This is a genomic window from Ktedonobacter sp. SOSP1-52, assembly GCF_016587395.1.
In genome coordinates this window covers 3,132,811-3,159,493 of the sequence record NZ_BNJH01000001.1, presented here as the reverse complement: position 1 = coordinate 3,159,493, position 26,683 = coordinate 3,132,811, and the positions used below count along the sequence as shown (strand labels likewise).

Annotated in this window: 27 protein-coding genes and 2 pseudogenes; 12 read left to right on the top strand and 17 right to left on the bottom strand. The window is 52.7% G+C overall.

All coding sequences use genetic code 11. The annotated features are described in order from the left end of the window. Nucleotides 1–84 precede the first annotated feature (84 nt). The 8 genes and pseudogenes from JMJ16_RS15185 to JMJ16_RS15150 form a co-directional block, all read right to left on the bottom strand. A complete protein-coding gene (locus JMJ16_RS15185) occupies nt 85–720 on the bottom strand; it encodes a hypothetical protein (protein ID WP_201381075.1) in 636 nt (211 codons plus the stop codon). A gap of 14 nt (nt 721–734) precedes the next feature. Then, entirely contained in the window at nt 735–1,628 is an 894-nt protein-coding gene (locus JMJ16_RS15180) for a hypothetical protein (RefSeq protein WP_201381073.1), read from the bottom strand. A 249-nt stretch (nt 1,629–1,877) separates the two neighbouring features. Then, a pseudogene (locus JMJ16_RS15175) lies at nt 1,878–2,543 on the bottom strand (IS6 family transposase). A gap of 104 nt (nt 2,544–2,647) precedes the next feature. After that, a pseudogene (locus JMJ16_RS57095) lies at nt 2,648–2,764 on the bottom strand (NAD(P)-dependent alcohol dehydrogenase); the annotation flags it as partial. Between the two features lie 218 nt (nt 2,765–2,982). Then, a complete protein-coding gene (locus tag JMJ16_RS15165) occupies nt 2,983–3,828 on the bottom strand; it encodes a DUF4386 domain-containing protein (protein ID WP_201382524.1) in 846 nt (281 codons plus the stop codon). Nucleotides 3,829–3,964: 136 nt separating this feature from the next. After that, a complete protein-coding gene (locus tag JMJ16_RS15160) occupies nt 3,965–4,750 on the bottom strand; it encodes a DUF4386 domain-containing protein (protein ID WP_236601512.1) in 786 nt (261 codons plus the stop codon). A gap of 403 nt (nt 4,751–5,153) precedes the next feature. Next, nucleotides 5,154–5,600: a hypothetical protein gene (locus JMJ16_RS15155; RefSeq protein WP_201382522.1), complete on the bottom strand. Its 447-nt coding sequence runs from the start codon at nt 5,598–5,600 to the stop codon at nt 5,154–5,156. Between the two features lie 471 nt (nt 5,601–6,071). Beyond that, complete coding sequence (locus tag JMJ16_RS15150; protein ID WP_201382520.1) at nt 6,072–7,427, bottom strand: group II intron reverse transcriptase/maturase; 1,356 nt, start codon at nt 7,425–7,427, stop codon at nt 6,072–6,074. Nucleotides 7,428–7,860: 433 nt separating this feature from the next. Here JMJ16_RS15150 and JMJ16_RS15145 point away from each other — a divergent pair, with 433 nt between their 5' ends. Then, nucleotides 7,861–9,912 (top strand): recombinase family protein, encoded by a 2,052-nt coding sequence (locus JMJ16_RS15145; protein ID WP_201382247.1) that lies wholly within the window; start codon nt 7,861–7,863, stop codon nt 9,910–9,912. 8 nt (nt 9,913–9,920) lie between these two features. Here the strand turns inward: JMJ16_RS15145 and JMJ16_RS15140 are convergent, their stop codons facing one another. Further along, on the bottom strand, nt 9,921–10,439 hold the full coding sequence (locus tag JMJ16_RS15140) for a reverse transcriptase domain-containing protein (protein WP_201382518.1): 519 nt from the start codon (nt 10,437–10,439) through the stop codon (nt 9,921–9,923). Nucleotides 10,440–11,448: 1,009 nt separating this feature from the next. Between JMJ16_RS15140 and JMJ16_RS15135 the strand changes: the two genes are divergently transcribed. From JMJ16_RS15135 to JMJ16_RS15110, 6 genes are all read left to right on the top strand, one after another. Then, on the top strand, nt 11,449–11,694 hold the full coding sequence (locus JMJ16_RS15135; protein WP_201382516.1) for a hypothetical protein: 246 nt from the start codon (nt 11,449–11,451) through the stop codon (nt 11,692–11,694). Between the two features lie 85 nt (nt 11,695–11,779). Further along, nucleotides 11,780–12,175 carry a transposase family protein gene (locus tag JMJ16_RS57090; RefSeq protein WP_374228968.1) on the top strand — a complete coding sequence of 132 codons (396 nt, stop codon included), beginning with the start codon at nt 11,780–11,782 and terminating at the stop codon, nt 12,173–12,175. Continuing rightward, nucleotides 12,148–12,510, top strand: a complete 363-nt coding sequence (locus JMJ16_RS15125; protein WP_236601511.1) for a transposase — start codon at nt 12,148–12,150, stop codon at nt 12,508–12,510. Before JMJ16_RS57090 ends, JMJ16_RS15125 begins: the two co-directional genes overlap by 28 nt. A 378-nt stretch (nt 12,511–12,888) precedes the next feature. Next, on the top strand, nt 12,889–13,347 hold the full coding sequence (locus JMJ16_RS15120; protein WP_201382510.1) for a transposase: 459 nt from the start codon (nt 12,889–12,891) through the stop codon (nt 13,345–13,347). 1,469 nt (nt 13,348–14,816) lie between these two features. Then, complete coding sequence (locus tag JMJ16_RS15115) at nt 14,817–15,221, top strand: alpha/beta hydrolase (RefSeq protein WP_201382508.1); 405 nt, start codon at nt 14,817–14,819, stop codon at nt 15,219–15,221. A gap of 843 nt (nt 15,222–16,064) precedes the next feature. Then, a complete protein-coding gene (locus JMJ16_RS15110) occupies nt 16,065–16,241 on the top strand; it encodes a hypothetical protein (RefSeq protein WP_201382506.1) in 177 nt (58 codons plus the stop codon). A gap of 363 nt (nt 16,242–16,604) precedes the next feature. Here JMJ16_RS15110 and JMJ16_RS15105 read toward each other — a convergent pair whose 3' ends face one another. The 4 genes from JMJ16_RS15105 to JMJ16_RS15090 form a co-directional block, all read right to left on the bottom strand. Next, nucleotides 16,605–17,423 (bottom strand): IS6 family transposase, encoded by an 819-nt coding sequence (locus JMJ16_RS15105; protein WP_201382504.1) that lies wholly within the window; start codon nt 17,421–17,423, stop codon nt 16,605–16,607. Nucleotides 17,424–17,532: 109 nt separating this feature from the next. Further along, nucleotides 17,533–18,618 carry a family 16 glycoside hydrolase gene (locus tag JMJ16_RS15100; protein ID WP_201382502.1) on the bottom strand — a complete coding sequence of 362 codons (1,086 nt, stop codon included), beginning with the start codon at nt 18,616–18,618 and terminating at the stop codon, nt 17,533–17,535. Nucleotides 18,619–18,781: 163 nt separating this feature from the next. Next, a complete protein-coding gene (locus tag JMJ16_RS15095; RefSeq protein WP_201382500.1) occupies nt 18,782–19,792 on the bottom strand; it encodes a hypothetical protein in 1,011 nt (336 codons plus the stop codon). 244 nt (nt 19,793–20,036) lie between these two features. Beyond that, the gene (locus tag JMJ16_RS15090) at nt 20,037–20,198 is read right to left on the bottom strand and encodes a hypothetical protein (RefSeq protein WP_201382498.1); all 162 of its coding nucleotides are present in this window, start codon (nt 20,196–20,198) and stop codon (nt 20,037–20,039) included. 402 nt (nt 20,199–20,600) lie between these two features. Between JMJ16_RS15090 and JMJ16_RS15085 the strand changes: the two genes are divergently transcribed. Next, entirely contained in the window at nt 20,601–20,903 is a 303-nt protein-coding gene (locus tag JMJ16_RS15085) for a hypothetical protein (protein WP_201382496.1), read from the top strand. 56 nt (nt 20,904–20,959) lie between these two features. Here JMJ16_RS15085 and JMJ16_RS15080 read toward each other — a convergent pair whose 3' ends face one another. After that, nucleotides 20,960–21,583, bottom strand: a complete 624-nt coding sequence (locus JMJ16_RS15080) for a hypothetical protein (RefSeq protein ID WP_201382494.1) — start codon at nt 21,581–21,583, stop codon at nt 20,960–20,962. Nucleotides 21,584–22,323: 740 nt separating this feature from the next. Here JMJ16_RS15080 and JMJ16_RS15075 point away from each other — a divergent pair. After that, nucleotides 22,324–22,587, top strand: a complete 264-nt coding sequence (locus JMJ16_RS15075; RefSeq protein ID WP_201382492.1) for a hypothetical protein — start codon at nt 22,324–22,326, stop codon at nt 22,585–22,587. A 973-nt stretch (nt 22,588–23,560) separates the two neighbouring features. On the opposite strand, the gene JMJ16_RS15070 is transcribed toward JMJ16_RS15075, so the two are convergent. Genes JMJ16_RS15070 through JMJ16_RS56010 form a run of 3 tightly spaced genes read right to left on the bottom strand, consistent with a single transcriptional unit; the run spans nt 23,561 to nt 24,347 of the window. After that, nucleotides 23,561–23,899 carry a helix-turn-helix transcriptional regulator gene (locus tag JMJ16_RS15070; RefSeq protein ID WP_201382490.1) on the bottom strand — a complete coding sequence of 113 codons (339 nt, stop codon included), beginning with the start codon at nt 23,897–23,899 and terminating at the stop codon, nt 23,561–23,563. Nucleotides 23,900–23,901: 2 nt separating this feature from the next. Further along, nucleotides 23,902–24,135: a hypothetical protein gene (locus JMJ16_RS56015; protein WP_255553213.1), complete on the bottom strand. Its 234-nt coding sequence runs from the start codon at nt 24,133–24,135 to the stop codon at nt 23,902–23,904. 23 nt (nt 24,136–24,158) lie between these two features. Beyond that, a complete protein-coding gene (locus tag JMJ16_RS56010) occupies nt 24,159–24,347 on the bottom strand; it encodes an SRPBCC domain-containing protein (RefSeq protein WP_255553191.1) in 189 nt (62 codons plus the stop codon). A 589-nt stretch (nt 24,348–24,936) separates the two neighbouring features. Here JMJ16_RS56010 and JMJ16_RS15060 point away from each other — a divergent pair. From JMJ16_RS15060 to JMJ16_RS15050, 3 genes are all read left to right on the top strand, one after another. Then, the gene (locus JMJ16_RS15060) at nt 24,937–25,671 is read left to right on the top strand and encodes a winged helix-turn-helix domain-containing protein (protein ID WP_201382488.1); all 735 of its coding nucleotides are present in this window, start codon (nt 24,937–24,939) and stop codon (nt 25,669–25,671) included. A gap of 168 nt (nt 25,672–25,839) precedes the next feature. Next, nucleotides 25,840–25,983 carry a hypothetical protein gene (locus JMJ16_RS15055; RefSeq protein WP_201382486.1) on the top strand — a complete coding sequence of 48 codons (144 nt, stop codon included), beginning with the start codon at nt 25,840–25,842 and terminating at the stop codon, nt 25,981–25,983. After that, a complete protein-coding gene (locus tag JMJ16_RS15050; protein ID WP_201382484.1) occupies nt 25,973–26,680 on the top strand; it encodes a ClpP family protease in 708 nt (235 codons plus the stop codon). Before JMJ16_RS15055 ends, JMJ16_RS15050 begins: the two co-directional genes overlap by 11 nt. The last annotated feature ends 3 nt before the right edge of the window (nt 26,681–26,683 follow it).

Below are 26,683 nucleotides of genomic sequence, written 5' to 3'. Positions count from 1 at the left end.
TACAGCAGGTGTTACATGCACAAATGCAACCTTATGGTACCTACATCCCCATTTTGGCGAGGAATTCAGCTCACCGCATCTCCCTTAATTTTCTCCGCCGTCACATCGAAGCATCGCATTTCCTTCCTCATCCATGGCTTTATGGCAACTTGTGGAGGGATATGCAAGGAAGAGAACAACTACTGCACTAATAGCTACAAGCAAAACATCTGCCACTAATTGGAGTACTTGCCCTGCATCGGTATCAACATACAGGTTTGCGTACCAACCACTCGTCTTGATGCTATCCCATTGTTGGGAAATAAGCGGATCGAAATTGCTCTCTGACCAGGAATCATCTCGCGAATCAAAAGCATCCACCGTTCCCCCAATGGTGCCATGCTTCAGGAAAACGAAGACCTTTCCCGATGCATCTCGGTAGTTATAAACAGCCATAGCAAAGGTATACTTATGCCCGATAAACCCGCTTTCATGTACGCTTCCTTGATAGCTCACACCCCCAGCAATGGTAAATCCAACGAATGCTTGCCCTGTCGTTGTAGATGGCCCCAATTGCCCGGAATTGAATAGGACAGAGTCAGGAGGTGATGCGTTCAGGTCAGTGATCAACGTGCGGAGAGAAACTGGGCGGCTCAGTTTCATTTGTTGTGCTAAAGTTGCCATGTCTACCGGATCATTTGGCGGTACTTTTACTTTGGCTGCGTCACGAAAACTTCCCATCGTGATATCTCCTCTTACTGCAACGCGATCAGAATGGGGATCATTCCCTGACCTGCTTGGAGAGGCCGTAGTGCTTTTCCAATCACTGCCCCGAACGCCTTAAAAGGATCATCTGCTTTCATCGCGTGGCCAATGGTGGGAGAGGTCGTCAACAGATCACCCACTTCGATGGAAGCATACTGTGCATCGACCTTACAATACACTTTTCCTATCAAAGCAACTGGCATCCTGCTCTCTGAAGGCTCCTTTTTATCCAGGATCAAACCGGGCTTGTAATCGCCAGCTCCGGAGATGACTCCTGCAACGGTCTTATCGTAAGCCTTGTAGCTTGGTTGAAGTGCACCCTGTTGATCCAGAACTACTACCATCCCAGGCTCAGTGTGTTCAGTTGATGCGATGTCGAACTCTTCTGCACAATCACCATGACCACTGCTTAAAACAACGTCTCCAGCGACGGTAACATTTCCAGTGACAGTAACATGCCTTTTTGAAACAATGTCTCCAGTGACGGTGACATTTCCCTCAAACCACCCCGCAAATCCGTCTCCATCGGCTCGTCCATACACACCATGACCATTTCCAGCATGGATACCAGCGACGCCACTCATTCCAGCCGCCTGTGTTGTCCCAAAGACGCCATCTCCTGCTGTCCCACCAAAGCCGGAAACGCCAGTTCCAACGCGACTAGAGCCAACCACACCGTAGAGGGAGTAACTAGAGCCATACACTCCAGTCCCATCCTGGCTGTCTCCCTGCACGCCGCTCCCAACGTCAGCTATTCCGCGGACGCCAACGCCGGAGCCACTGGTTACACTCTGAGAGAAATCTCCACTGCCATCATCTCCAAAGCCACGACCTACGATAGCAGTACTTCCATCAGTTACAGTCACATCAATTGGGTCACTCATACCATTTCTCCTGTCTTGTAATGGATACATACATAGGAAACATTTATTTGTTTCCCAACGAGAAGAGGAAAAGAGGACTTTCAGAAATGCTGAGTTTCCTTGGCTCATTTTTCTGATTTCCGGTAGGATCAATGTTTTCATGTGGCAAGCCTATGGTTTTTTCGCGACAAGAGCATGGATCTTTTACGGCTGTGTTGCAAAGATTTACGAGGGAAGACGATGGGCGTGAAGTCTCATTTCTTGTTGCGCTTAGGCAACCAGTCCAAACAGGCTGGCAATGAAGGAAATCTGTCCAGGAATGTTCCCTTTTTCCACCCCATGCATCTGTCCCTTGCGAATCATATGCATACTCTCGTATCCCTGTAAGGTATGCCATGCCGTTTCAAAAGAAAAGAAGCCCAATCCCGGTTTCACCAGCCGTTTGATGAACCGGTGATCTTGTTCAATCAGGTTGTTGAGATACTTGCTCTGCCGCAGTTCACAAGGACCTGCAAGGGTCCCCGCTGCTTTCAATTCGTTGAAGGCTTTGGGAGAGGCCGCGTTTTTGTCAACGGTGATGACGCGGGGAGTTCCCGTATAGGAGGCTCCGAGCGCTTTCGCGAAAAAGCTCTTGGCGGCTGGTGCATCGCGGGTAACACTCAGATGGAACTCCAGCGTCTTTCCCTGAGAATCCACCGCGCGGTACAGGTATATCCAAATACCTTTGACCTTCACCTACGTCTCATCGACCCGCCAGGAATCATTGCTGGGTTTGAGATGAGGCCGACAGCGCTTCTCCAGTTCGGGAGCGTAGCGCTGCACCCACCGATAGATCGTGGTGTGGTCCACCTGGAGACCCCGCTCCCGCATCATCTCCTCCAGATCCCGATAGCTTAACGCGTATCGTAAATACCAGCGGACGCAAAGCAAAATAATCTCCGCCTCAAAGTGACGCCATTTGAAGGGCTGCTATTCTTCCATGGTGGACGCTCTTGTGTTCTTTTTCCCACCATTCTGACAGATCAGCTTTCTTTTTGCAACACAGCCGCCGCATACACTTTTATCAAGACTTCATCGTCCTTGAGAGTCGGTTTTGCAACCTCTTTGAGCTGAAGAACATCAGGTGATCCGTAGTGTGTGTAGACAATGGCTTTCATCGTGTTTGCACTGGCGACCGGAAACGCTTCATGGTCTCCTCGAATCTGTTCTGCTTGTGGGGCCTTTATATTGGTCTGTGCCATAACAATGCTCCTGTTTCCCTCGCTGCCAGGTCACTTTTCCTGTGCGGCACCATTTCTAATACGACGTGAGTATTCTGCGAGAAGGATCACCACATGAGGTGTTCCCTCCATCAAACCCGGTGCAACTCAGAGTCTCAATTGATTGCCGCCAGGGCAGCCCGTCTGACGGCTGGCTTGACGGTCTTCACGCCGATCACGAGCAGGTAGACGAGCATCGAGATCTCCGCGATTGTTGGCAGGATGACGCCGACGAAGGTGTGATGAGTCCCGGGAAGATCGGGAGTGATCTTTTGAGCGAAGGCGGGGACCAGCAACAACGTGAGCAGGTCCACGAGGGAGCACACGCCCCCCACGATGAGCAGGACGCCCAGCCCCTTGGGGAACATCTCTGATGACTTGTAGGCGAGATATCCCAGCGGCACCAACCACAGGCCAAAGAAGATCTGCGCGATGAGGGTCCCATAATGCTGGGTGTCGAGCAAGAGCAGCACCAGGGCATTCGACCCCGCGGTGCCCAAGGCGACCAAGTTGACTGCACCGGTTGCGGCCCGCAAGCCCTCAAACTCGAAGATCGCGTTGAGACAGACGATGCCGGTCCCGATTGCGACCAAGATGACCATTGCGCTCGCCACGCTCTTGTTCACGTGCTGGAGTAGCCGGTAGAGGGTCAACGCGAGGAAGACGGTAACTGTCGCCTGGAACAGGTCGGCGACGATACCGATACGGACAAGTCCAGAATTGGCAATGACATTTCCGGCCGTCGTCGCCGCGTCGCCTGCGACGTACATCCTGGGGTACATAAAGCCCAGGGCGAAGCCGCCGAAGATGCCGACGAGCAGGTAGAGGACGCCAGCGATTCTCGCGAGACGCTTGGGTGAGTTCATGGTGTCTCCACTCGCTCCCTGAAACGCTTCACGGTCTCCTTGAAACGGGTCTGCTCGTGAGGTCTTTACATTGGCCTGTGTCATAACAATGCTCATCTTTCTTACACTGCCGGGTCACTTTTCCTGGACGGCACCATTTCCAATACAACGCGAGTCTGCTGCGAGAAGGCTCATCACATGCGGTGTCTTCTCACTCAGTGATCACAATCGATCACTGAGATGACAAGGCGAGCTATGCCCGACGAGAAGCGGAAGGATTGGTGGCGGTAGCCGCGCTGGCATCTTGCGTATCGCTGGAGAGGATCGGAGAGGGCTGAAAGCCTTTGACGACCAGCCAGACGCCCAGCGAAAACTCAAAGAGCGCGACCGGAAGTGCGGACAACCCAGCTAAGGGGGCATGTAGCCCGAGAAGACCGAACATCACAGCGATGTAGCCTGCGAGGAGGATGGGCGCTCCGACGATTCCGATCAGGGAAAGGGCTCGAGGCACCAGGCGCGACTGGTACAGCAGGAAGCCCAGCAACAGGTCGCATATGGCCGGCATGAAGCTTTGTCCGAGGAGGAAGATGCGGTCATACAGGGTGGCAAGCGCATGGCCGGTGACCAATGCACCTGCTCCAGCTCCGGCCTGCCGCAAGGTCACAATCGACAAAAGGAACGCCACGCCGACGAAAATGGTGCCGGATTCCAGAATTCGGGAGGCAACCAGACCCAGCGCGGCCGCTTCGTTCTGCTTCTTGAGCACCGGGAACAGCACGACGGCGGTGCCGATGCCAGCGAGAGCCACGATGATCTCTAGGATACCGCCGATGATGGCGGCAGTGTCCGGGCCCGCGCCGATGATGTAGTTTGCACCTTTTACCGAACCGTAGATAAAGAGGGTCGGGATCGAGACAAAGGTGAGCAGGTAAAGCACGCCCGCGACAAGCGCGGTCTTTCTACGTGGACTCATCTGAACCGCTTCACGGTCTGCTTGAAGCGGGCCTGCTCGTGTGGTCTTTCCAGTGGTTATTGTCATCACAATGCTCCTTTTTCTTACGCTGACAGGACACGTTTCCTGTCCAGCATTATTTCCAATACGACGTGCGTCTTCGGCGAGAAGGCTCACCACATGAGATGTCTTCCTCACTCAGTGATCACATAGGAGAGGGGAGGACATCGGGGTCGTTCCAGAGTCTCTTGTAGGACTCACGGTTCACTCCTGTTCCCGGCAGTTCGCTACGAAGTGTTCTGCCATGAGCAGGCGTCGGACCGTCATCGACTTCCCACGCTCAACGCGCGTGAGGGACACCATTTGCGAGCGCGCGTGGCGGAGTTAGCTGGGCAAGTGGCAATGACGCCTGCTTTGCCTCACCACCCTCACCTATCGGACCCTCTCAATTGCGCTCCTCCGCTCGTTTGAGCATGTCGGGTTTCCCGATTTAGATGGAGCTTCCTGTCATCTCTCTCTGCACCAGAGGTGTAGGAGGCTCCCCAACCTGGGCTTGCGGCTGTTGATACCGGATATGCTGGTCAATCGAAGTGAGCACATCGTGTAAGGCATTGCGTTGCTGCATAGCTCCAATTGCTGCGGTAATCAGCAGAGGATGGATGAACAGCCCAACCGCTCCTACTACAATCTGATCGACCCAGTCCTGCGCGCCTACGGTCACGAGCGTCCCACCGTTAACATGCTGGAAGGAAATCGCGAGGACCTTCTCAAAGCCGGTAATGGCTCTCAAGGTGCTTTCCTTCTTCAGTTGCACAGTAGTCTGGTTGACATCACCAAAGTGTTGAGCCTCGTAGCCCTGTGCCTGGTACTCAAGCACCAGCCCTTCAGCAAGCACTGGAATAGTAATCTCCTGAGTTTGATAGAAACGGGTTTCCATGGTCGCCCTTCTTTCTGTTGGAGGGAAGTGTAAGTAAGGGATGCGTGTGGTTACTGACAGATCAGACCATCGTTGTCGCATCTCTTGCTCCTCGTCAAATCGACTGAGGGGATGTGAGTGGCATTACTGGGGAGTGCAGAAGAAGGGAAATACCGAAGCTACTTCTGTTGGAAGGAAGAGCATTGCACTTGCTCTTATTCCTACCTTACAGTATAACATAATTATCTAGCCTTTATCAAGTACATAAATAATTATATGTTTCTTTTATGGTGAAATCAAGAACATTGAGGAGAAAGGCGGAACTGGTTCCTTTGCGGCTCATATCAGCTTATTACGTAGCTATTCCCCTTTAGCGAAAGAGTAGGGTAAGAGGCCGGGTCCTGGTTGCCCAGGAACACCAACCCCTCCCCTCCGAACAGTGCTTGCACGTTTCCGCGCACACTGCTCTCCAAGAGCCGCTACGATCAGTGTTCAGCGTGGAAGGTAGGCCAACTGAGAGAGTCTCAGTCCGTCATATTCTCCACGATGGATCTTTCGGTGGCAATCTGAGCAAACGGGAACTTGCTTTCGGTTCATCGCTCGCAAGAGACTGTTGAAACCGGTGGCTATCCGTTTGTTCGAGAGTTTGCGAATGTGTCGAACGTGGTGCATCTCGATCTGCCCTTTTGCTTCTCCACAGATGCAGCAGGGCTTTCCCAGCTTCGAGCGGGTTCTCAGGTGGATCACCGTTCGGATGACATCAATATCGCGTTGTGTTCCGCCCTGAAAGGCGAGCTTATTCTTCGTCCAATCGCGATTGAGGTAGAAACTCACCTTCCGATCTGCTTTTCCTCTCTCGTCTTTAAGAGAGTAGGATAGTTCTTTTCCAAAGCGTTGAAAGACCCCGGGCACGGAAATCCGGTATTTCTGCGCCAGCGTTTTTGCGAGCGAGAATTTGAGAATGTACTGAATGCGGGACAGGTGTTTCCAGTTGTCCGTAAAGCGGTAATAGTTTTGGAGTCCGCGATTGACTCCGCTGTATAACTGGATGATCTGGTCCGCGTCCAGTTGAGTCCACAGTCGCTTGGGTGTAGGTTCTCCTGTTGCCGTGCAAAAGCCTCGGCTGTTCAGCCGCCCGATCAGCTTGTCGATGGGAGCTTTCATGATGGTTGCCCATCCCGTACTACGACGCTTGATCGTTTTCCCTTTGCTGGTCTTTTGCTGAACAACTTTCGCCTCGCCTCCGTTGCCGATGGAAAGACGTGTCCCCAGGAAGAAGGCTTCTTCGGTCCGAGCATGGGTAATGTGCGTTTTCTCTTCGTTGAGTGTCAGCTTGAGGTGATCTCTGAGGAAGCATTTCACAGCTTCCTTGATTTCCTCGGCTTGCGCGTGACTCCCACACAGACCGATCAGCCAGTCGTCGGCGTATCTCAGATATCTCAACCTGAGATAGTCTGGATCGTTGACGACTTTCGAGGGGGTTTTTCTGATCTGTTTCATCAGGCTTTTGAACGCTTTGGTTTTGGTTTCCTGGCGTGCTACCATCCGGTTCTTTTGATAGATGAGCTTGCTCCATTCAGGATTGTCTCGCTTAATGGCTCCTTTTTCTTGTTGTTCTTGCAGATGTTCGATGAAGACATCGAGTTCGTGCAAGTACACATTCGCGAGGATCGGGCTGAGAATGCTGCCCTGGGGGGAGCCCACGAGGCCTTCCTTCTTGGTCCCGTGCAGGTCCAGGTATCCTGCTTTCAGTAGTTTCCAGATGAGGTTGAGAAAGCGTTCATCCTGGATTTTCTTGCGCAGGAGTTGGACTAAGACATGATGGTCGATTTCATCGAACGATCGCACAACTCAATACCCGGTTCAAGAACCCAGATAACCCAACCCTGAGAGAGATTGAGGTCATCGATCCCAGACATCCCCTGTTCGGACGCCGTTTCAGCCTGGTTTCCATCACCTCGTCCCCTCATGAGGATGGGCACGTCTTCGTGGCGTATCGCGATGGGATGCTCTTGTGCCTTCCTCTGGCATGCACTACACTGGCTCCGTCTCGGTCACCAGGTTTCAGCAAACTCACTGCTGAGAGTGTCACCGATCTGTTACATGTGGCTGAGGATTGCGAGGCGCTACGTGATTGCATCCATTCTTCCCTCTCATCTCTGGATACGTCTGCCTGCCCAGGTGCAACAGCGTATCCAAGACGATCTCTCCTTGATTCTTCAGGAGGTGCTGTATGAGTACGTCCGTAAGCACAATGAGCCCAGCGAGCATGGAGATGCCCATGAAGTGCACATCCGAATTGGTCACCCCGCTCCATCTACAAAAGAAAGCCTTGATCTACATCCGGCAGTCGACGTTGCATCAAGTGCTCACCAATCAGGAGAGCTTACGTCTGCAATATGGCCTCCAGCAGCGGGCTCGTAGCCTGGGATGGCCTCCCGAGGAGATTGAAATCATTGATGCGGATTTGGGCATCACGGGAGCCTCGGCGCACCAACGCACCGGCTTTCAAGAACTCGTCACCAAAGTGACGTTAGGACAGGTAGGGATCATTCTCTCGACCGAAGTCACGCGTCTTTCACGCAACTGCTCCGATTGGTATCCGCTGCTGGATGTCTGCGGCTATCGAGGCTGTCTCATCGCCGATCATGACGGCATCTACGATCCTGCTACGACCAATGGACGCTTGTTGCTCGGACTCAAGGGGCAACTCTCGGAACTCGAATTGCACACGATCCGTGCTCGCATGACAGCTGGACTCCTCAACAAGGCCCAGCGGGGAGATTTGGCCCTTCCCCTGCCCATTGGACTTGTGCGTGATGCTGCGGGCCATGTACAAAAAGACCCCAACTGCGAGATTCAGGATCGCATCGATCTCATCTTTGCCTCTTTTGTGCGCTTGCGATCGGCCAGCCGAGTGCTCCACTTTCTCAACGAGCATGCTCTCCAACTTCCGCGACGAGATCGCTTTGGGGACGTGGCCTGGAAACGCCCCACGGGAGCAGCCATTCTCGAGATCCTCAAAAATCCCGCCTACGCTGGCGCCTTTGTCTACGGGCGTACGCGTACCCTGCGGACAGATCGGACAGCCCGTCGAGCCAAAACCATTCGCCTGCCCCTGTCGGAATGGCGCATCTGCGTCAAGGGTGTTTATCCTGCCTACATCAGTTGGGACCTCTTCGAACGCATTCAGGCCATGCTCCTAGACAATTACGCTGAGTATGATCGCAACAAGACCCGTGGCGTCCCCCGGGATGGGGCTGCGCTCTTGCATGGAATTGTGTATTGTGGCGAATGCGGGCACAAGATGGTGGTGCAATACAAAGGCGGGACACGGTATCTCTGCAACTTTCTGCGCCAAAAGTACGGCGTTCCTGTCTGCCAGGATATTGCGGCAGATCCCGTGGACATGCAGGTGGTAGAAGCCTTCTTCCAAGCGCTCTCCCCTGTCGAACTGGACGTGTATGCACGTGCGGTCGCCGCCCAACAGGAGGCGACTGCGCAGATCTTGCATGCCCACCAGCAGCATCTGGAACGTCTGCGGTACCAAGCCACCCTTGCCGAGCGACAGTTCTTGCACGTCGATCCAGAGAATCGGTTGGTCGCCGCAGAGCTCGAAAGACGATGGGAGATGGCGCTCACGGAACTCAAGCGAGCTGAGGAAGCAGGAACCCCATCGCCCACGCCGGTGAACGCTTTGTCCTCTTTAAGTCAGGAGCAGAAGGAGCTGTTTCAAGCCATTGGGCAGCACCTGCCCAGACTCTGGCGGCAAGGGGACGTGGCACAGCGGCAGAAAAAGGCGCTGTTGCGCTGCCTCATTGACAAGGTGGTGATCCATCGGCCTCTTCCGGAAACGGTTCATGCACGCATCGTGTGGCGAGGTGGAGAAACGACCACGCTGAACATTCCGGTTGCAGTGGGATCCCTCACCGATCTGGTTGGAGCGCAAGAAATGGAACGCCTCTCTCTTGAGTGGAGCGCGCAAGGGCAGACAGACGAGGAGATTGCGCAGAAGCTGACCACCCAGGGCTTTCGTTCGCCGATGCAGCCCTTTGTGTTGCCGAGTACCGTTCAAGGCATGCGCTTGAAGCACAGACAATTTCAAGTACGTAGCCAGTCCCATCCGCGCCATATCGAGGGGGCTCTCACCATTTCACAACTGGCAGAGAGGCTTGACATCGCTCCACACTGGATCTATGATCGCATTCACAATGGCACGATCCAGATCAGCAGAGATGCGACAACCCACCTGTATCTGTTTCCTGACAAGCCCAGCACGCTCGAAGAGTTCGCCCAGCTTACCAAGGGAACGCTCAAGACGCTCCATTTTTGAGAGGAGTATCAAGATGTATGATCAAAGTAGGCTCGAATGTCTCCCTCGATGTACCAGTTCACGGCTGTCCAATGGGTGCGGATTTCTCGCAGAGCTGTATGGCAACTATGGGCTGGTCGGAACCCATGACTCGTTCCCTGAAAGTAGGGAGCGGAGGGGCTATCGTAGATGGCTTCCAGGATCATCTGCATGACTTCCTGGACGATCTTGTCTCTCACACAAGGAATGCCGAGTTTGCGCATCTTGCCGTTGGGCTTTGGGATAAATTGTTGCCGTACCGGTCGGAAGTGAAATTGTTCGGTTCTCATTTCTTGTATGATCTCTTGGATTGTGGCAAGAGAGAAGCCATCGAGCGTCTCGGCGTCTGTTCCGGGGGTCATATTGCCAGGTTTGGATTTGATCCGCTCGTAGGCAATGATGTAGAGATCTTCTCGATACATCATTCGATACAGATTGTGGTTGATCCACTCTTTCTTGCTGTTTAACTGTTGTAGGCGCTCCAATCGCGTGTCGGTCTTCTGGCTCATCCGGGCCAACCTCCTTTGATTGAAACTGACTCTCTGTAGAGTCCTTCCCCGTGTCCCTTCCATTACGAAGGGCGTTTGAGTACTATGACTCCTCCGTCGCCGTGCGCTTTGCAGCGTTTAGGCGATCCCCAAGTTACCCATGTGGGTCGCTCCGTCCGTAGGTGTCTCGTTCGTCATTTCCCATTCCCTATGGGCTGGCTCTGATGCAGGCTGGATGAGCGCATCGTACCTTTCGTTCATCCCATCAGATGTGGGCAGTAACGCCCTCCCACAGGACACGCATTGTCCGCCGTGACTGAGCTTCAAGCAGTTTCGCTTTCACCATAGACGGCCTGGCTGCCCGCCCTCTGGTCCCTGGCGCTAGGACTTCAGCGGGCTTTTGACTTCATGCTCTTGTTCCCCTGAGCCTTTCGGTTAGAGGTAAGAAGCTGCTTTACTCACCTCGCCTGAGTGAGGCTGCATTGGGTTTGCAGCAGACCTTCATGGGCCTCTTTGGGCGCACTACGACGTACCATATAACTGCAATCTGGAAGATAGCTTCTCTGAAGGAGCAGAACGCAAGTGGACTGAAATCTTAGTTATGGTTCAGTGTACAGGATTACAATGCAGGCAATCTTGCGGTTGGCGCGTTCTTTGACCTTGCCTCGCCCAAGCCAACACTTCTGCATACGTAGCATATTCAGGGCTCCACCGACCATTAGCAGCGTTTTTCCGTCGCTCTTGCGCATACGGACATGTTGTGTCGTGAATGACAGGTGGTTTTGCTACATCCTTGTTCGCTATATAAGGCATACATCACTCCCTATTTTTGGCCATAAGCTCTAATCAAGTACCATATAACTGTAATTATATCCTACGTCTGCCGCTCATCGGAAGAAAGCCTCTCCTAGCCAATCGCTTCCACAAGCTATTTTGAGGCTGCTGCTAAAGCACAACTATATAAACATAAATTCAGTAGTTATATGGTACGCTGTACTTTTTCGTTAGAATCGCACTGAGAGGCCATCTATTGACTCTTGAGCGTGCCGAGGCCGAGCGCGAACGTGAGCGCGTGCTTAAATCATGCCAGTCACTCGTCCGCCAGGCGCTGCGATTCTGGCAGGAGAATCAGAAGACAGATGAGAGCCAGCTCGTACACGGACTCTCGGTCGCAGTGTCATCGGATGACGAGCGCGAGCAACTCAGTAAGGTGATAAGTCTCCTGGAATCGAGCGTGCGCGTTGTGCAGAAGAATGTAAATGTGATAATTCGATGACGTACTTTTGGCTCATGCGCACTTTGTGTGGGAAGCTCAGAAGTGATACAATACAGGAAGTTTTCTTGCCGTTTTCTTCCTCTACATGAAAGTACCAATGAATTCCCTAGCAAGCATATTGTTCCCAAATAGCCCCAATGTGGTTATCGAAGAGATAACTCGTGAGGGCAACGTATTCATCTTTTCCATTCGATCAACCAAGAGAGCTGTTCCATGCCCTGTGTGCGCCTCTCCATCAACACGGCTGCATGGTTCCTATGTTCGCAAGCCTGCGGATCTTCCTTGCCTGGAATACACCGTCCGGTTGCATCTGCGTGTCCGTCGGTTCTTGTGCCAGAAGTCGACGTGTCAACGCCAAACGTTTGCTCTCGCCATTCCCAGATCTAGTCGAGGCTCACTCACGGCGAACCATCCGCCAAACGAAGCTGCTGCGTGCGTTGGCTTTTGCCTTAGGTGGCAAGCCTGCATCCCGTGTGGCTGAATCCTTTGCATGTTCTGCCAGCCGTGATACCTTGTTACGTTTGCTCCGTCGCTCCCCTTTACCTGCTGCCTCGGGTCCTTGGTCTCGATGACTGGGCCTGGCGCAAGGGACGCCACTATGGAACCATTCTCTGTGATCTGGAGCGACATACCCCCGTTGACCTTCTTCCCGATCGGGAAGCTGATACCGTGGTTGCCTGGCTCAAGGCCCATCCTGGAGTGAAGATCATCAGCCGAGATCGGTCTACTGAGTATGCTGATGCCGCCCGCCGAGGCGCTCCTCAAGCGCTTCAGGTGGCAGATCGCTTTCATCTGATCCGCGAACCTGGGCGATGACCTCGAAGCTCTCCTCAAGCACTACCGCGATTGTTTTCACTTCAGAGATGAAGAGGGAACTTCACCATTGCTCGTCCAAGCCCAAGAAGATCTTCCATTGCCTCAAGACATCCGTCCTGTTCCGGCGAAGCAAGCAGAAAAGGTCCGTTTGGCTCACCGAGAAGAGCGACGCCAGCGCTATGAGCAGGCCGTTGCTCGGAAGCGCGCAAGGACTCACGATCGGGGAGATTGCATCTCGTTTGCACGTGAGTCGAAGCACCATCGAGCGATTTCTTGCCGCTGCGTCTTTTCCTGAAAAGAAACGCAGAAGAAAAGAAAAGACCAAGTTGGACCCGTATCGCGTCTATCTGTTTGAGCGCTGGCAGGCAGGATGTCACAATGCCGCACACCTGCATCAAGAGATCGCTGGGCGTGGCTATCAGGGTTCCTATGCATCCGTTTCTGCCTACATCAGATGCTTACGCAAAGGAGCCAGCTTGCCAGAAACACCGATACCACCGTCTGTTCGGCAGCTTTCGCGGCACTCACGTCCACTTTTTGTTTCTGCGCCATCCAACGGATTTGAAGCCAGAGGAACAGAAAGATCTCGGCGAGATCCTTCAGCGCCATACTGACCTGGCAGCATTGTATCAGCTCGTACAACAGTTTCGAGCATTGATGCATGCTCGTTGCCCGGAGCAGCTCGACGATTGGGTACAACAGGTCGCGAAGACCTCGTTCCCCGAGCTTCACCATTTTGTCAGTGGGTTGCGTAAAGACTGGGATGCCGTCAGAGCCGCCTTTACAGTCGAGTGGAGCAATGGAATGGTTGAGGGTGCGCCGTTTCGGCGCCTATGAGATCCTCCCCAGAGGGGAGAAAGGTTGTGAGCAAGAAACCTTTAGGACAAGAGCTGACCTGGCGGGGAAACCCAAAGGGGACAGTAGCATGCTTCTAACGCGGAGAAGCCGGAAGGCATGTACGGTAATCTGCTCCGCAAGTCCTGTATGCATGGTGAAACTGTGTTTGTTGAACCCAAGTTCCCTCCGGCGTTTGGGCCGCCCATCGCAGCATGTCTGATGCGATGACACCGGAATACACATCTCCCCTTCGAGGATGTGCAACGCTCACTCCGATGAGGAACACACAATGAGTGTGGTAAGGAACGAACGGGCACCTACCCATACTATCACGTCTCATGGGCGTAAATGCGGGATGGTCCCAAGGCGGAGACGCCCAGGATCACGGAGCCATCGTAGTACTCGCGGGAGTCACGACTCGCCATGGAGCGCCGGAAAGCGGCGAACAGGGGGAAGGATGGCAGGTGGATGGCATCTAAAAAGGAAGGGGCGCGAGATGCGCTATTCCCGAACTGAGTGGATGCCTTCTGCTGGAGAGCCGTGTGCGCTTAACGGTGCAAGCACGGTTCGCGGGAGGGGCCGACAGAAAAGGGCCAGCAGTGGTACCTCGCTGGCGGCCTACTCTACGGCAGGTGAATCGACTCAAGCTCCTCAAGCGACAAATGTACGGGCGTGCCAACTTTGATCTGCTCCGTCTACGGGTGCTCCATCGTGATGAAATTTCCCACACAAAGTGCGCATGAGCCGATTTGCCGCCATTGAATTATCATATTTACAAAAATGGGTCAAATGACCCATGGAGGAGCCGACATCCATCGACTACACTGGTTACACCATCACGATCAGTGTTTCAACATCTTGATGAATAACGGTAGAGGTTTGTGTATGTCCTTGAAACGTTCTTCGTCACCAAAATCTTTGCAGCCACCATTTCAGGGAAGCTTGCGCCGCGTTTTTTTGCGCAAAAAAACCTTTGTCATTCTTCTGATCTTGTTCCTTGCCCTCTATAGTATTCTATCCATTGCTCTTGCCACCCTTTTAACCCAGCCCTCAGCATCCGCCCTTATCAGTACACCTGCTGATTTTGGCTTACGCTATCAACGTGTCAGCATTTTCAGTCGTGAGGATCACCTACAGTTACAGGGCTGGTTCATTCCCGGTGTCCTCGCTGATGGTCATCTCACCACACAGCATGCTATCATTGTCGTTCATGGCCTGCATGCGAATCGTTCCTACTCCCCCTCAATGGATGCAAGCATAGCACTGGCGCAGCATGGTTTTGCTGTGCTAGCCTTCGATCTCCGTGGGAATGGTGAATCGGCTCCTGCGCGGCTTTCTCTGGGATACTATGAGCAACGTGATGTCCTTGGGGCTGTTGATTTCTTGCGTTCGGGAACATTGCCCTATGCGAACCTGGGGCGTCCACGCAGCATCGAGGGCTGGGGTGATTCTCTCGGGGAGCGACGCTCTTGCTTGCCGCCGCTCAAGAACCGGCCATCCAGGCAGTCGTCACCGACAGTGCCTTTGCTGAGGCTTCGTCTCTTATTCGCGAGAAGTCGAGCGTCCCTGGCATTTTGCTGCCAGAGTGTTTGCTGGCAGCAAAACTGCTCTATGGCATCGATTATGATCAGGTACGGCCAGTCGACGTTGTGGCGAAGATCGCGCCGCGCCCCTTGCTGCTCATTCACGGTACCGCCGATGACCTGGTTCCTTTTGAAAACATGCTCCAATTGGCCGCTGCCGCACGCAAAGGCCATGATGCTCACGTACAGACGTGGACACTACCCGGCATGGCACATGTCACCGGCATCGTACAAGACAGAAGCGAATACGTCCAGCGTATCGTCACTTTCTTTCAGAAGGCACTCAATTGAGCAGGACCAAACCGACTGACCCAAGACCGAGATACGTGCAAAAACAGAGCAGAGATGTGAGATGTTATACCTTATGCCTATGTCCTGTTTTTTGGCTCTTGGACTCGTTTGGTGATATGGATTGCACAGTCAAGAAGGTCCCTTGGCTCTTGCACCATCCACAAGATGCAATTTGCAGTGACTCTGACCATTCTTCTCAGTTCTCAGGCTGATCCGGTTCTCTTTTTTATCACCAAACGTGTCGATGAGCCCCCATGTGGCGGTTCTTTTCTCCTGATATGCTCTTTCCTTGCAATCGATATAGACTGACGACTATTGTGAATTATCTCATAGCATACACGATGGAACTGAATATATACTGTATTCCTATGAGGTGCACATTCACCGCTTGCATTTAGAGAGATAGGAACGAGCTCATCCCAGATTTTAAGGTCTTCATTAATGTAGGGGGAGTTTATGGACGACCAACCATTAAGTTGCCCACAATGTCAGAGCATAGATCAGGTGCAGAAAGTTAGCGCCATCTATAACATGGGGAGGACATATACAACATCAGCATTTAGTAACAGGCCCATCCCGATGGCTAGGAACAATGTGAGTAGTACGTACCTTCAAGGAATGCTGCGTCCACCTATCTTGACTCGATTACTTTGGAAAAAAATACTGCCACCACTCATACTAGTGGGTATTTTGGAAGCAACTGTCGTAGTAGTAACTGAAAGCGGCATTTTTAGCATTGGTGGCATCAGTTCTTCTTTCTTCGCTATTCCTGTGATATGTATAGTTTTTCTCGTCAGTGTTCTGCTTCTTAGCAAATATCTTAAGAGTTGGCGAAATGGTCTGGTGAAAGATATTCAGCCGGGATTGCAAATCTGGGATAAGCTCTTCTACTGTCATCGCTGCGACCTCGTCTTCAATCCCGATACCCGTCAGAGTGTGCCCCCGACCAGAATTCAGGAACTCTATCAGGCCGCTTCGGCAGACAAGATGTATTCTACTGACTACAATAGAAATTTCTAGATACCCAAACTATCTGCTCCTTTTTGTTATTTCTCTCCTGGCAGAGGGTTGGCTGTATTCTCAGAATCGCTTTCGAGAAGAAGTAGAATGAGCACTTCGTAATACTTCTCCATTCCTGTGAGGGTAGGTTGTGTTCTCACATTACATTCTCCCAAGAGGAGAAGGCATGCAGAAATGGGGATGGTTGAGAAAAGCAGCAATGGCCTCTCATGTGCTTAAGAAGCCAGGCTAAAAAGATTCCCTAAGTGAATTTTACTCCTTGTCATTCATAAAGTGCAGAAAGTAGAGCAGCTAGAACAGGATGTGTCAGAACTGAGGACACAGAAGATCACAAGGCGTGCTTCATCTTCAACCTGAATCTGTTTAGGCGACCAGCAACATGGTTTTCAAGGCATCCAATCGTTGGCAGAAGAGATGACGTTGGTCAGCGAGGGAAACATATTGCTTTCTCGTGGTCCGAAACCGAAAGAACTGGCGTACCTCGTCAAATGCCCTGCAGAAGCGAGAGGCCGAGGTGAAGTTCCCAAAACCACGCATCGGATAATAGCGCTGTTTGATCCCACGATGATCTTGCTCCAGGTGGTTATTCAGATAGGCATTCCAGCGATGCATGACCTCGCTGCCGAGAATCTCACGAATCGCACGTGGATAGGAGTCATGTCCATCGGTCGTTACCCGCTCCGGGGCGTGACCAACCGTTGCGATAGCTTGGCGGAAGAACTGCTTTGCTGCCTCCATATCGCGTTTCTCACTCAGGCGTGAATCGACCAGATTTCCATCACGATCGAGAGCGCGATAGAGAGAACACCACGTTCCTCGCACGTTGATGTATGTTTCATCCACGTACCATGATGTCCCTGTTTGTCCTCGCCGCCTGGTACGCAAGTGTTCTGCAAGCAAGGGAGCAAAACGAGCTTCCCAGTCTCGGATCGCCTCATGAGTGAAGACCCAACCGCGCTCGAGAAACATCTCAGCGAGATCCCGCAGACTCAGTGTATAGCGCAGCCGCCAGAGAACGACAAGCAGAACGAGATCGGTTGGATATTCCAGAAAGTTAAAAAGTGTGTTGGTGCGCTCATTGAAGATATGGTGGCACCTTCGGCAGCGGAATATCCGGTAGCCAAGTGTGGTTTTCCTGTTTTGTTCTCTCGTCGTTACAGACAGGCAGTACGGGCAGTTCATCGGGCACGCCTCCCCAAAATATTTCTGTGCTGATCAGTCTATCACACGCTAGCGGAACTTCGCTTAGAGTTCTGTTCTTAGTTCTGACGCATCCCATTAAATAGCAGCCCTACAAAATCCAGATTCTGGCGTGTGCATAGCTAACCTCGGTCGGCTGTGCCTGGCTATGCGCATAAAGTCCTATATCGCCACCATCGATTGTAAGGTTGGTGCAGGTGTACAGAAATGTGCCATTCACATAGAAATGCACGGTCGACCCCTGAACGATAAGCGTAATAATGTTCTTTTGTCCCAGGCCAGCTTTGAAAGCCCTGTTCGCCAGGTTGGATTGCAGGATTTTCTGTGTACCGCTCGCGTCATAGCCCTGGAGTTCGCTATTGCCCTGGCCATCAAATACAAAAATATATTTTGATTGATCGTTGCTACCATGGCTGGTGCGAAAAACGATGCCTGCTCGATCACCTTGCAGGATTGTGGCATCAACCTGGAGGGCAAAGTCATAATAGAATTGGGCTGTACCACAGTAATACCAGCGGTCAGATTGATTCTCAGACACATGATAGCTGCCGTCTTGAAAACGGCAACTCTCCATTGTGCGCTCATAGGCATTCCAGTGCCCAACGCCAGTCCCATCAAAATCGTCTGTATAGGTCGGCTTTTTGCTCATGATCTGGGTATAAAGTGCCCTGGGATCATTCTGGCTTGTCTGTGCGCTCGTACCGGGCGTGTTCCCTTGTTGCAGAAGCGAGAAGACGAGCAGACCGCTCCCGCCGCATATAACCAGGCAGACCAGGGCGATGACACCACCGATAATCATCCATTTCTTGCCACGCGTGCGGCCTGGCACGGGAGGCGGAGGAGATGTTTGCTCGCCAGGTACGCGGTAAGGGAGATATGGCGGAGGCGCGATTGGCACTGGCATAGGTGGTGCAACCGGTACTGGTGGCACCGGCATAACGGGTGGCGGCGTTGGCATCACTGCCGCGCCATAGCTCGTACCAGTCAGGGGCAGCGCTGCTGAGTGAGAAGGCGCCTGCGTGGGTGCGCTATACTCCTGGTACAGCGACTCCTCTGGTAACTCATCATAGATAAAGCGCTCGGAGGGAGCAGGTTCCTCCTCGACCACTGGCGCCCCGCAATTGAAACAGAAGGCCGCCCCCACCGCGAACTCAGTCTGACATTGATGACACTTCATTACAACACCTCTATGATCTTATTCCGAAACCCATCTCCATCTGGGGACGCGACGTCACTTGCGCTTGTCCCCGAATGGGGATGACTAGCGCTTCGCCCCCATTCGGGGATAAACGCTCAGGTTTTTCGGAGAAGAAGTATATTCTTACGCAATGTAAGGGTCGTTACAAGTTCCAGATCTTGAGGTTGGAGAAACTTACCTCTGTGATCAGTCCTTGTTCAAATGCGCTTAAACCGAGTGCGCCTTTAGTATAGCTGCTATCGGTTACATTGGTGAGGACTTGTCCATTGGCATAAAAATAGAGCTGATTATCCTGGGCAATAACCGTCACGATATTTTTTTGATTATATCCAGTCTTACTGCTAGAGTCATATGCGTTCTGCTCAATATAGCTTGAATGATCTCCATCTCGCTTCATAAGCTTGTAAGATCCATCCTGGCCTATGAAAAATGCGTAGTAAGAAGGATCAAGCGTATTAATGCGTAACACAATCCCTCCAGCATATCCGCTGAGTATGGACATGTCGACTTGAACTGCGAAATTTGTATGTAAATCAGCATCTGAGCAATAGTAATAGTGATCGGCTTTATTGACTGTCATGTGATAGCCACCATCTTTGTAATGACAAGAGGAGGTTCCATCAGTGCTATCATAATTTAACCAGTCGCTATCCCCCAAGGTTGATAGAGGACTGCTTGTGATGGGAGCCTTGCTTGTCACCTGCTGATAGAGTGCCTCCGCGTGCGCCTGATTCTGCGCCTGATTTTGTTGTGAGGAGGAAGCAAGGCTACTGCTCAGCCCGGTTAAGAAGTTAAGCGCGAACAAGCCACAGCCGCCCAGGATAATTACACCCGCGAGCACAGAGAGGAGTACGATGGTAAGCGTTTTACGCGTATTTTTGGGTTTAGGCTGAGGCGCAAGGGGAGGATACGGGAACGGAAATGGAGGCCCCGGCGGTGGATAGGCTCCAGGATGAGGAGGATACGGCGGCGGGTAGGGCGGATTGCTCTGCACGGCATAGGCTGGTAGCGCAGCATACTCTATATAGGGCGCGGACTCGCCCATACCCTCACTTGCAACATTCGCTGAGATGTTCTCTACCAGGGAGGCGTGACACACAGGGCAGGAGGGCGAGCCCTGCGGCACCTCGGCCCTACAAATACGGCATTGCATAGATGTTCTGTTCCTCAGTCACTTTAAATAAAATAAAAACTCATCTATGCATTATCCCATATTGCTGGTCGCTTGAATAGGAGTAAAAGCCGAAAAGTACTTTCTCTATCTCATTACATTATGGGCGGACAATTCCTGCTATGCCCGTTTCCCTCGCAAATTTTGTCTTTCGACCCGCTTAGACCGGGGCGCTTTGATCCACTCTCCACCCCCGTCCATGGGCAGGGGTGGAGAGTGGGGGTGATTAAGCGTACTGCCAGTTCATGGCCTGGAGCATGTTCTGCAAGGCCTGAGAGGCGCGGCGGAAGAGATCTGGTCCGCTGAAATCCTTGTACCTGCTGGCGTTGGCCAGGTGAGGCTCCAGTGAGAGGAAGCCATCATAGCCGTCGGCCCGCAGGCGCTGCAAGAGTTCAGGTCAGCACGCTACGCCTTGCTCACCGTTATCGAGGCATGGATTGGGCTGATGATTGAGATCGTGCTGGTGGCAACGGCAGTGCAACGATTCTTTGGAAAATGCGCCGAAACCCTTTGTTATCACACTTCTGAAAGACGTTGCAACGGTAAAGTAACTTTTCACACTCATTGTCTTGCTCATTCGCTCTTAGAAGAATAGAGAGGGGAAAAAACGTAGCGAGGCTGATGAACATAGCTCCGCTCTCCATGTAGCGTGACGAGAAATCTTTGATCCATAAGGATATAGAGGGAAACAAGGTATGACTCCCGGTTAGCCAAGCGATAACGGTTGCGTTTCGCACTGACAACAACAGCTATAATGAATGCATATATGTGTTTTTGAAGGGGATGTGTTATGGATGTCAGCGAGTCGGTGATTCTCCCTCTTCCCAGGCGTGTACAAGCAATACGTGAAGCGGCTCACCTGTTTACGGAGCAATTCGGAGTTATTGCCCACATACAGGTGCGTGGGCAGGTGCAACTACAGGACACCTCAGTCTGTGAAATTCCTGAGTGGATTACCGTCGCTCAACTCGACGATACTTTTGATCTGCTCGGCTTGGGGGATGGCACTGAGATGGAAGATGATAAGCGCCTTCTATGGGTACTCCCACTTCAGGGAGAAATCCGCCTTTCAGAACTGGAAGAAGAAAACTAAATGAGCACTCGTCACGTGGTCAAGTATGGCCAGGTACTGGCGAGTGCTCGTTCGTTTTACCGTATCGGTGCATAGCTCGTTCCTGTGTTGTGATAGACCACCTGAAGGCTGTCTACGGTCACGACCAGGTCCGGATGCGCGGCATCCCCTGAGAAGGTGAGCGTGATCGGTGCCAGGTCAACGCCAGGGCCAGCAAGGCGAGGTCCTTGCAGGAGTCGCGCATGTTCTGGATCGCCGCCGGGCACCTCAAAAATCAACACTTGACCTCTGAGGTTCATAGCCGTAAAGTGAGTTGAAATTCGCGGATTCAGTTCATGGCCCACAAAGTGGTCTACCTGCGTTGTCCTTGGATAGCCGTAGTAAACATCGTCAATAAATCGACCACTCCAGCTCAACACCATGGATCCAGCAAGGGCAAGGAGCAAGGCGCACAACATCCCTAGTCCAAGCGGCAGGAGCCAGCTCCCTCCTCGGGACGTTTTCGACTGTGGAGCTGACGGCCGCGAGAATTCCTGCACCTCTTCAGTCGTTACAGGGCGCTGCGCTCGTGGTTTGGCGAATTGTGACGCACGCGCCGTCTGGACCGCTGGCGCTTTCCCGGGCTCGGACCTCGGGCGGCGACGCACGACGAGACTGCGTGGGGCGAGACGCTGCTCCTCCCCCTCGATGGTTGCAGGCATACTGATTCCCTCCTTTGATTGAGAAGCACAACAAAAGCACACCAGAAATAGAGGGGCCACCGCCGGGCGCAGGAGAGGAAAGAACGTTCGTTCCTATGAAGGATACCAGAACCATAGAGCAGCGCACAACCCATTTATCCACGAAGTTATCCAGACCGATGTGGAGGAATTGTGGAGAAAACAAAAAGCAATCGTCATGGACTGGTCCTGTGCGACCGCCATGATGTAAATTTGGTAATTAAATGAATGCATTGTCAAAAATTCCGCTCACGTAATTCCAAAATTTACAACAAGGGATCAAAGCCTTCCGTAAAATCTACCAGGAATCTCTTGCGTGACGCGCTGCCCCCGCATGAGATCCTCCACTTCGAATGCTCGCACATCAAGGAAAAGTAAGCTTCCCCTCTCCTGCATCAAATCCCTGGTCCACACATGCCACAATTCTCGACCAGGACGCCAGTCTTCGTACCACCTGGAACACATCTGATGGGGCGGGAGCGAAAACGGTATCCTGTAGTACTGACGAATGCCAGCACTACGTGCACACCCTTCCCGCCCCTGGGCGCCATAGGTGCGAAAGCAGGCATTGACAAGCAAACGGTTGAGAAGATCTCCTCTGTCCCTCAAACACCAGCCTCTTGAGAGCCTGGGCCTCCTATCCACAACAAACACACCACGCGGTATACTCTCTCTAGGACCACCACCAGGTCCTCTTAGAAAAACGTAGGGAGAAGACCGCTATGACCATGGAAAACACCCTGGGGATCCAACTCCCCAATGGCCACCACATCTCTCTCACGCCAGAGCAGGCCCTGGACTTCCTGCAATGGTTGCACCCTCAGATGCCCGAGCTCCCACACGCCATTGCGACCTGGCTTGCCCAACACCATCCGCTCCCCCCCGATCTCCCTCCCCTTGAACCCTATGTCGTCGTTGAGCGCGCCCCCGATGGCCTGTATTACATTACTGATTTTGGCCTCGATCTTCCAGACAACCCTCTCTGATTTTCATCCCCTTCTCAAAGAGAGGAGCCCAGGCTCTTTTTTATTTCCGCTCTTGTTTGACATCTCTTGTTAGAAAGACCCCATCATCTATACCCCATCCTGAGTCTCTCCCTCTCTCTCATTCCTCCCCCATCAATGGAGAGAATGCCCTCCCAAAAAACAGCAAATCCGGACGCGGCGCTCGCATCCGATCGAATTCGTGCTAAAACGCCTCCCAAGGCGAAATTTGGCCTGGATAGATCTATATATTCTTCCGGTGCTTTTTCCCAAAAAATCCGGTCAAAACTCCGCTTCGCTTTTGAGGCTTCCTCCAGAGATACTCGCATGCTCGAAGATATTCCCCTCTCCCTCACCCTCTCCCTCCCTCTTCCCCCAGCCAGGTGATGGGTAAGTCTGGTCTCCTCACCTCCTGCGCAGGGGTCACTCGCCTCGTGCTACCATCCCCTCAAGGACGTAAGCGCACGATGACGTAGCCTCACCAACCTCATCCATTCAGCCAGGCGCCATCATACGGACCACTCAGGGCTTCGCACCCTGCAGCTACACCACGTCCCCACTGCAGGTGCAAACACCCGCAATCACCAGCGAGACCTGGCCACCACCACCAGACACAGCGAGCCAGGAGCCAGCCACCTTTCCCTCGAGCAGAATCCACCCGATTTTGCCTCACACAGACAGAGGGAGGACCTGGAGCAGAGGAAAAACACCAGGGGCCGCCATGTCAGCATGGGGAAACCAGTGGGTATTGGCAACCTCTTTTATCACTTTCTCTCTTTCCATGCATTTCTCTGTATCTATTGCAAAACTACAGATGGCCTCCTTCCTTAGCAACATGATCCTCCTCCTTCCCGCTTCTTTCTCGCCCCTCTCACAACAGCATGTCCTTACGCGATTTTCTATGGCTCCTCTCTTTCGCACCTCACTGAGCCCTGCCCGGCGTAAGAGCTGATCGAGGGTGGCGGTCATCGTGGTATCACTCTTCTTGATTAAGAGTTTCAGCAATGTGTTTGATCTTTTGGAGCCGTTCATCCCAGAGCGTTGCAGCCCGTGACAGTTCCTGGGCCGCAACACTGAGTCCTTCTGGCGAGAGGCGAAAACGTACCTCTTTGCCCGTTTTGCGCTCTTTGACGAGACCTGCCCTTTTCAGAACAGCGATGTGTTTACTCACCGCCTGGCGGCTAAACGGCACGTCATCCGCCAGCCTGCTTGCAGTCGCTTCACCTTTGAGAAGCAACACCTCGATGAGCTTCCGTCGGCTCGGTTCAGCAATGGCAAACCAGAGCTCTTCATGAAAAGGGGCAGGTGATGACATAGCTACGCCTTTGTTGGGATATTCTGGGCACAACGCTGCAACGTGGACAGAAAGTCATCCCAGCCAGGGGTATGGTTGGCAATCAGAGTGGCCTTCTGTTCTGCCGTCATCTCCAGTTTCTCGAAACCGCTTTCTGTGAAGTAGAGCTTGGTCTCCGCACCATTCGCTGTCAGCCTGAACGCAACCAGGGTTTGCTGCTGGGTCGGTTTGGTTTCCTCATCGGGTGCGACCCACAGAAAGGAGAACAGATGCGGCTTCTCTACCTCGACAATTTCCAGGGGGCTTCAACGTCCTCGCCCCAAATCAGTTTGCCTTTTCCTCCTCGTCGCACGTCTATTTCTACCTGACTGCCAAACCACTGGCGAATGTATTCAGGCTTTGTGATGACTTCCCAGACGGTTGCTATCGGTGCCGCAATGCTGATTTCTCGCTCAATCTTCTCGGTCATTGAAATTCTCCTGACGTCATGTCACGTAACCAACGCTTCCAGAGGAGCGCACATATGTGCAACCTTTGGTTGCACATTATACCCTTATTGTAATGAGAACGAAGCACGTTGTCAAGAGAAGAGCAGGCGGTTCTCCCTACCACTTTAGCATTTTCTGCCAATTGGCTACCTTACCACCTTAGCGACAACACCCTGGTCCGGGCTGTAAGCGAAGAATGTAGCATGCGGTGTTACGCCTGGGGAATTGTATCCTTTGAAGTGTATCCGAGACGGCGGATCAGATACACGTGTGATGACATGTTCATAGCCGTCGGTACCTCTTTTCTCTCCATGAGAGGGGAACATGCAAACCACACCACCACATTGGGACAGGGTCACATCTTGTTGCTCTTGTTGTGCGCACAGCGTGAGAAAAAGGTTGTTGATGACGGCCATATGTTTCGTCCCTCCGGAAAGCTCTGAAGCATTGCCATCGTATTTCCATGCCATTTCCATCGTGTGGCCATGGTCACAGACATCTATGATAGACTAGAGTAGAAAAGAGAAAGAAGCAGGAAGCTTTCTAACAACAGATGAAGGATTAAGGGACATGGACATCCTTTTGCCGTTTCTCGACATCGTTGGCCCAGAGGGACAGCATTTCCAGGCCGAGTTGGAGAAGGACTCGGTAACCATTGGGCGTTTTGAGCAATTCAATGATATTGCGCTCTCTCCCGATCCCCAGCAACTCATTACCCGCAAAGTACATTGCACCCTTGAACATGATCTCTACGGCTGGTGGGTTGTCGACAATGGTAGCATCAACCGCACCTTTGTGCGTCGTGGGAATGACGTGCAGGTGGTAGAGGGCCGGGTATTGCTCAACGAGGGAGATAGTATTCGCATCCTGGGGAAACTGAGCGAGACGGGCGAGCCCAGCTACTGGGAATTGACCTTCAGTGATCCGCTGGGGACGCGACCTTCGGGTCCGCCGCTCCAGGTCGCCTATCTGGAATATGATTGGATCCAGGCTCGGCTCTTTCGTATCGAGGGTTCCAGGAGACAGGAGATTCACGAGGTACGGCCCCAGGAGCATAAATTGATCCGTTACATGGCCCAGCGCAACCAAAGCAATGGACATGTCCCCGTGATGTGCTCGTATGAAGAATTGCTCTCAGCCGTGTGGGGAGAGGACGCTTACCACACGGAGGGGGACATCAATCACCTGATCTGGGAACTACGCAAGAAGCTCGAACCCGATCCCAAAGCGCCTCGCTTTCTGGAGACGGTACGCGGGTTGGGCTATCGGCTCGTGACCTCACCCAAAGCAAAGGAGGAAGCATGAACAACCAGAACTGGCTCAGCCGTTTGTTCCGTCGCCAGCCAGAAACACAGAGCACCAACCAGTTCTCCGAGATCGAGTCACGCGCGCCATGAGCCAACCAAGCAAGAAGTTCAGCAGGCGCTTACGCGTAAAGGAATCCCCACCTGGAATGAAGATGACTTTCAAGGGGTGATCCGCCAGTTACAATATGCCGGCTATGGCTGGCTGGAGCCAGAAGGGGTACGCAGACAGCTTGCATCCCTGGCGCGTGAATGGCGAGGTCCACTCCCCATGTTCGAGCAAGAAGGAGCAAGAGAGCATCATGAGCGATAATGAGCATACAACAGGCCAGGATCTTCACTCAGCACAGATCAAGACCTACGGGCTCAATCCACCTGACCAGACATGGATACCAGAAGGAGAGGATGCACAGGAGATCCTGAAACGCCGCTGTCAACAACTCTTGGAAGGCCAATATCCAGCTATCAACAAATATCTTTCTCCTCAGCTCCTAAAAAAGCGTATCATCTACATTGATACGCCTATCGAGGATGAGGTCGCGAATAGCATTATCACCCAGTTGCTCTACCTGCAAAGTGAAGATGCAACCAGGGATATCCATCTCTACCTCAACTCGCCTGGGGGCAACATCTACGCTGGCCTGGCAATCTATGACACTATACAGGCTCTCCTACCAGCGGTTGCTACCTATTGTCTCGGTCAGGCGAATGGCTTCGCAACCCTCCTGCTCGCTGCCGGAAAAAAAGGCAAGCGTTACGCGTTGCCAACGAGCACGATTGGGCTGACGCAGGTCCTGGGCGGAGGCGAGACGCCAGCCGATATCGAGATCACGGCTCGCCAGATATTACGCTTTCGTCGCCTTCTGGTAGAGCTCTTTGTCAAAGAGACCGGACAAGCCGAGACAACGATTCGCGAGGATATGGATCGTGGGATCATCCTCTCAGCACGAGAAGCCATCGCTTACGGCTTTATTGATAGGGTCAGTGACGCACTGGTTAAGGGATTTTAATCT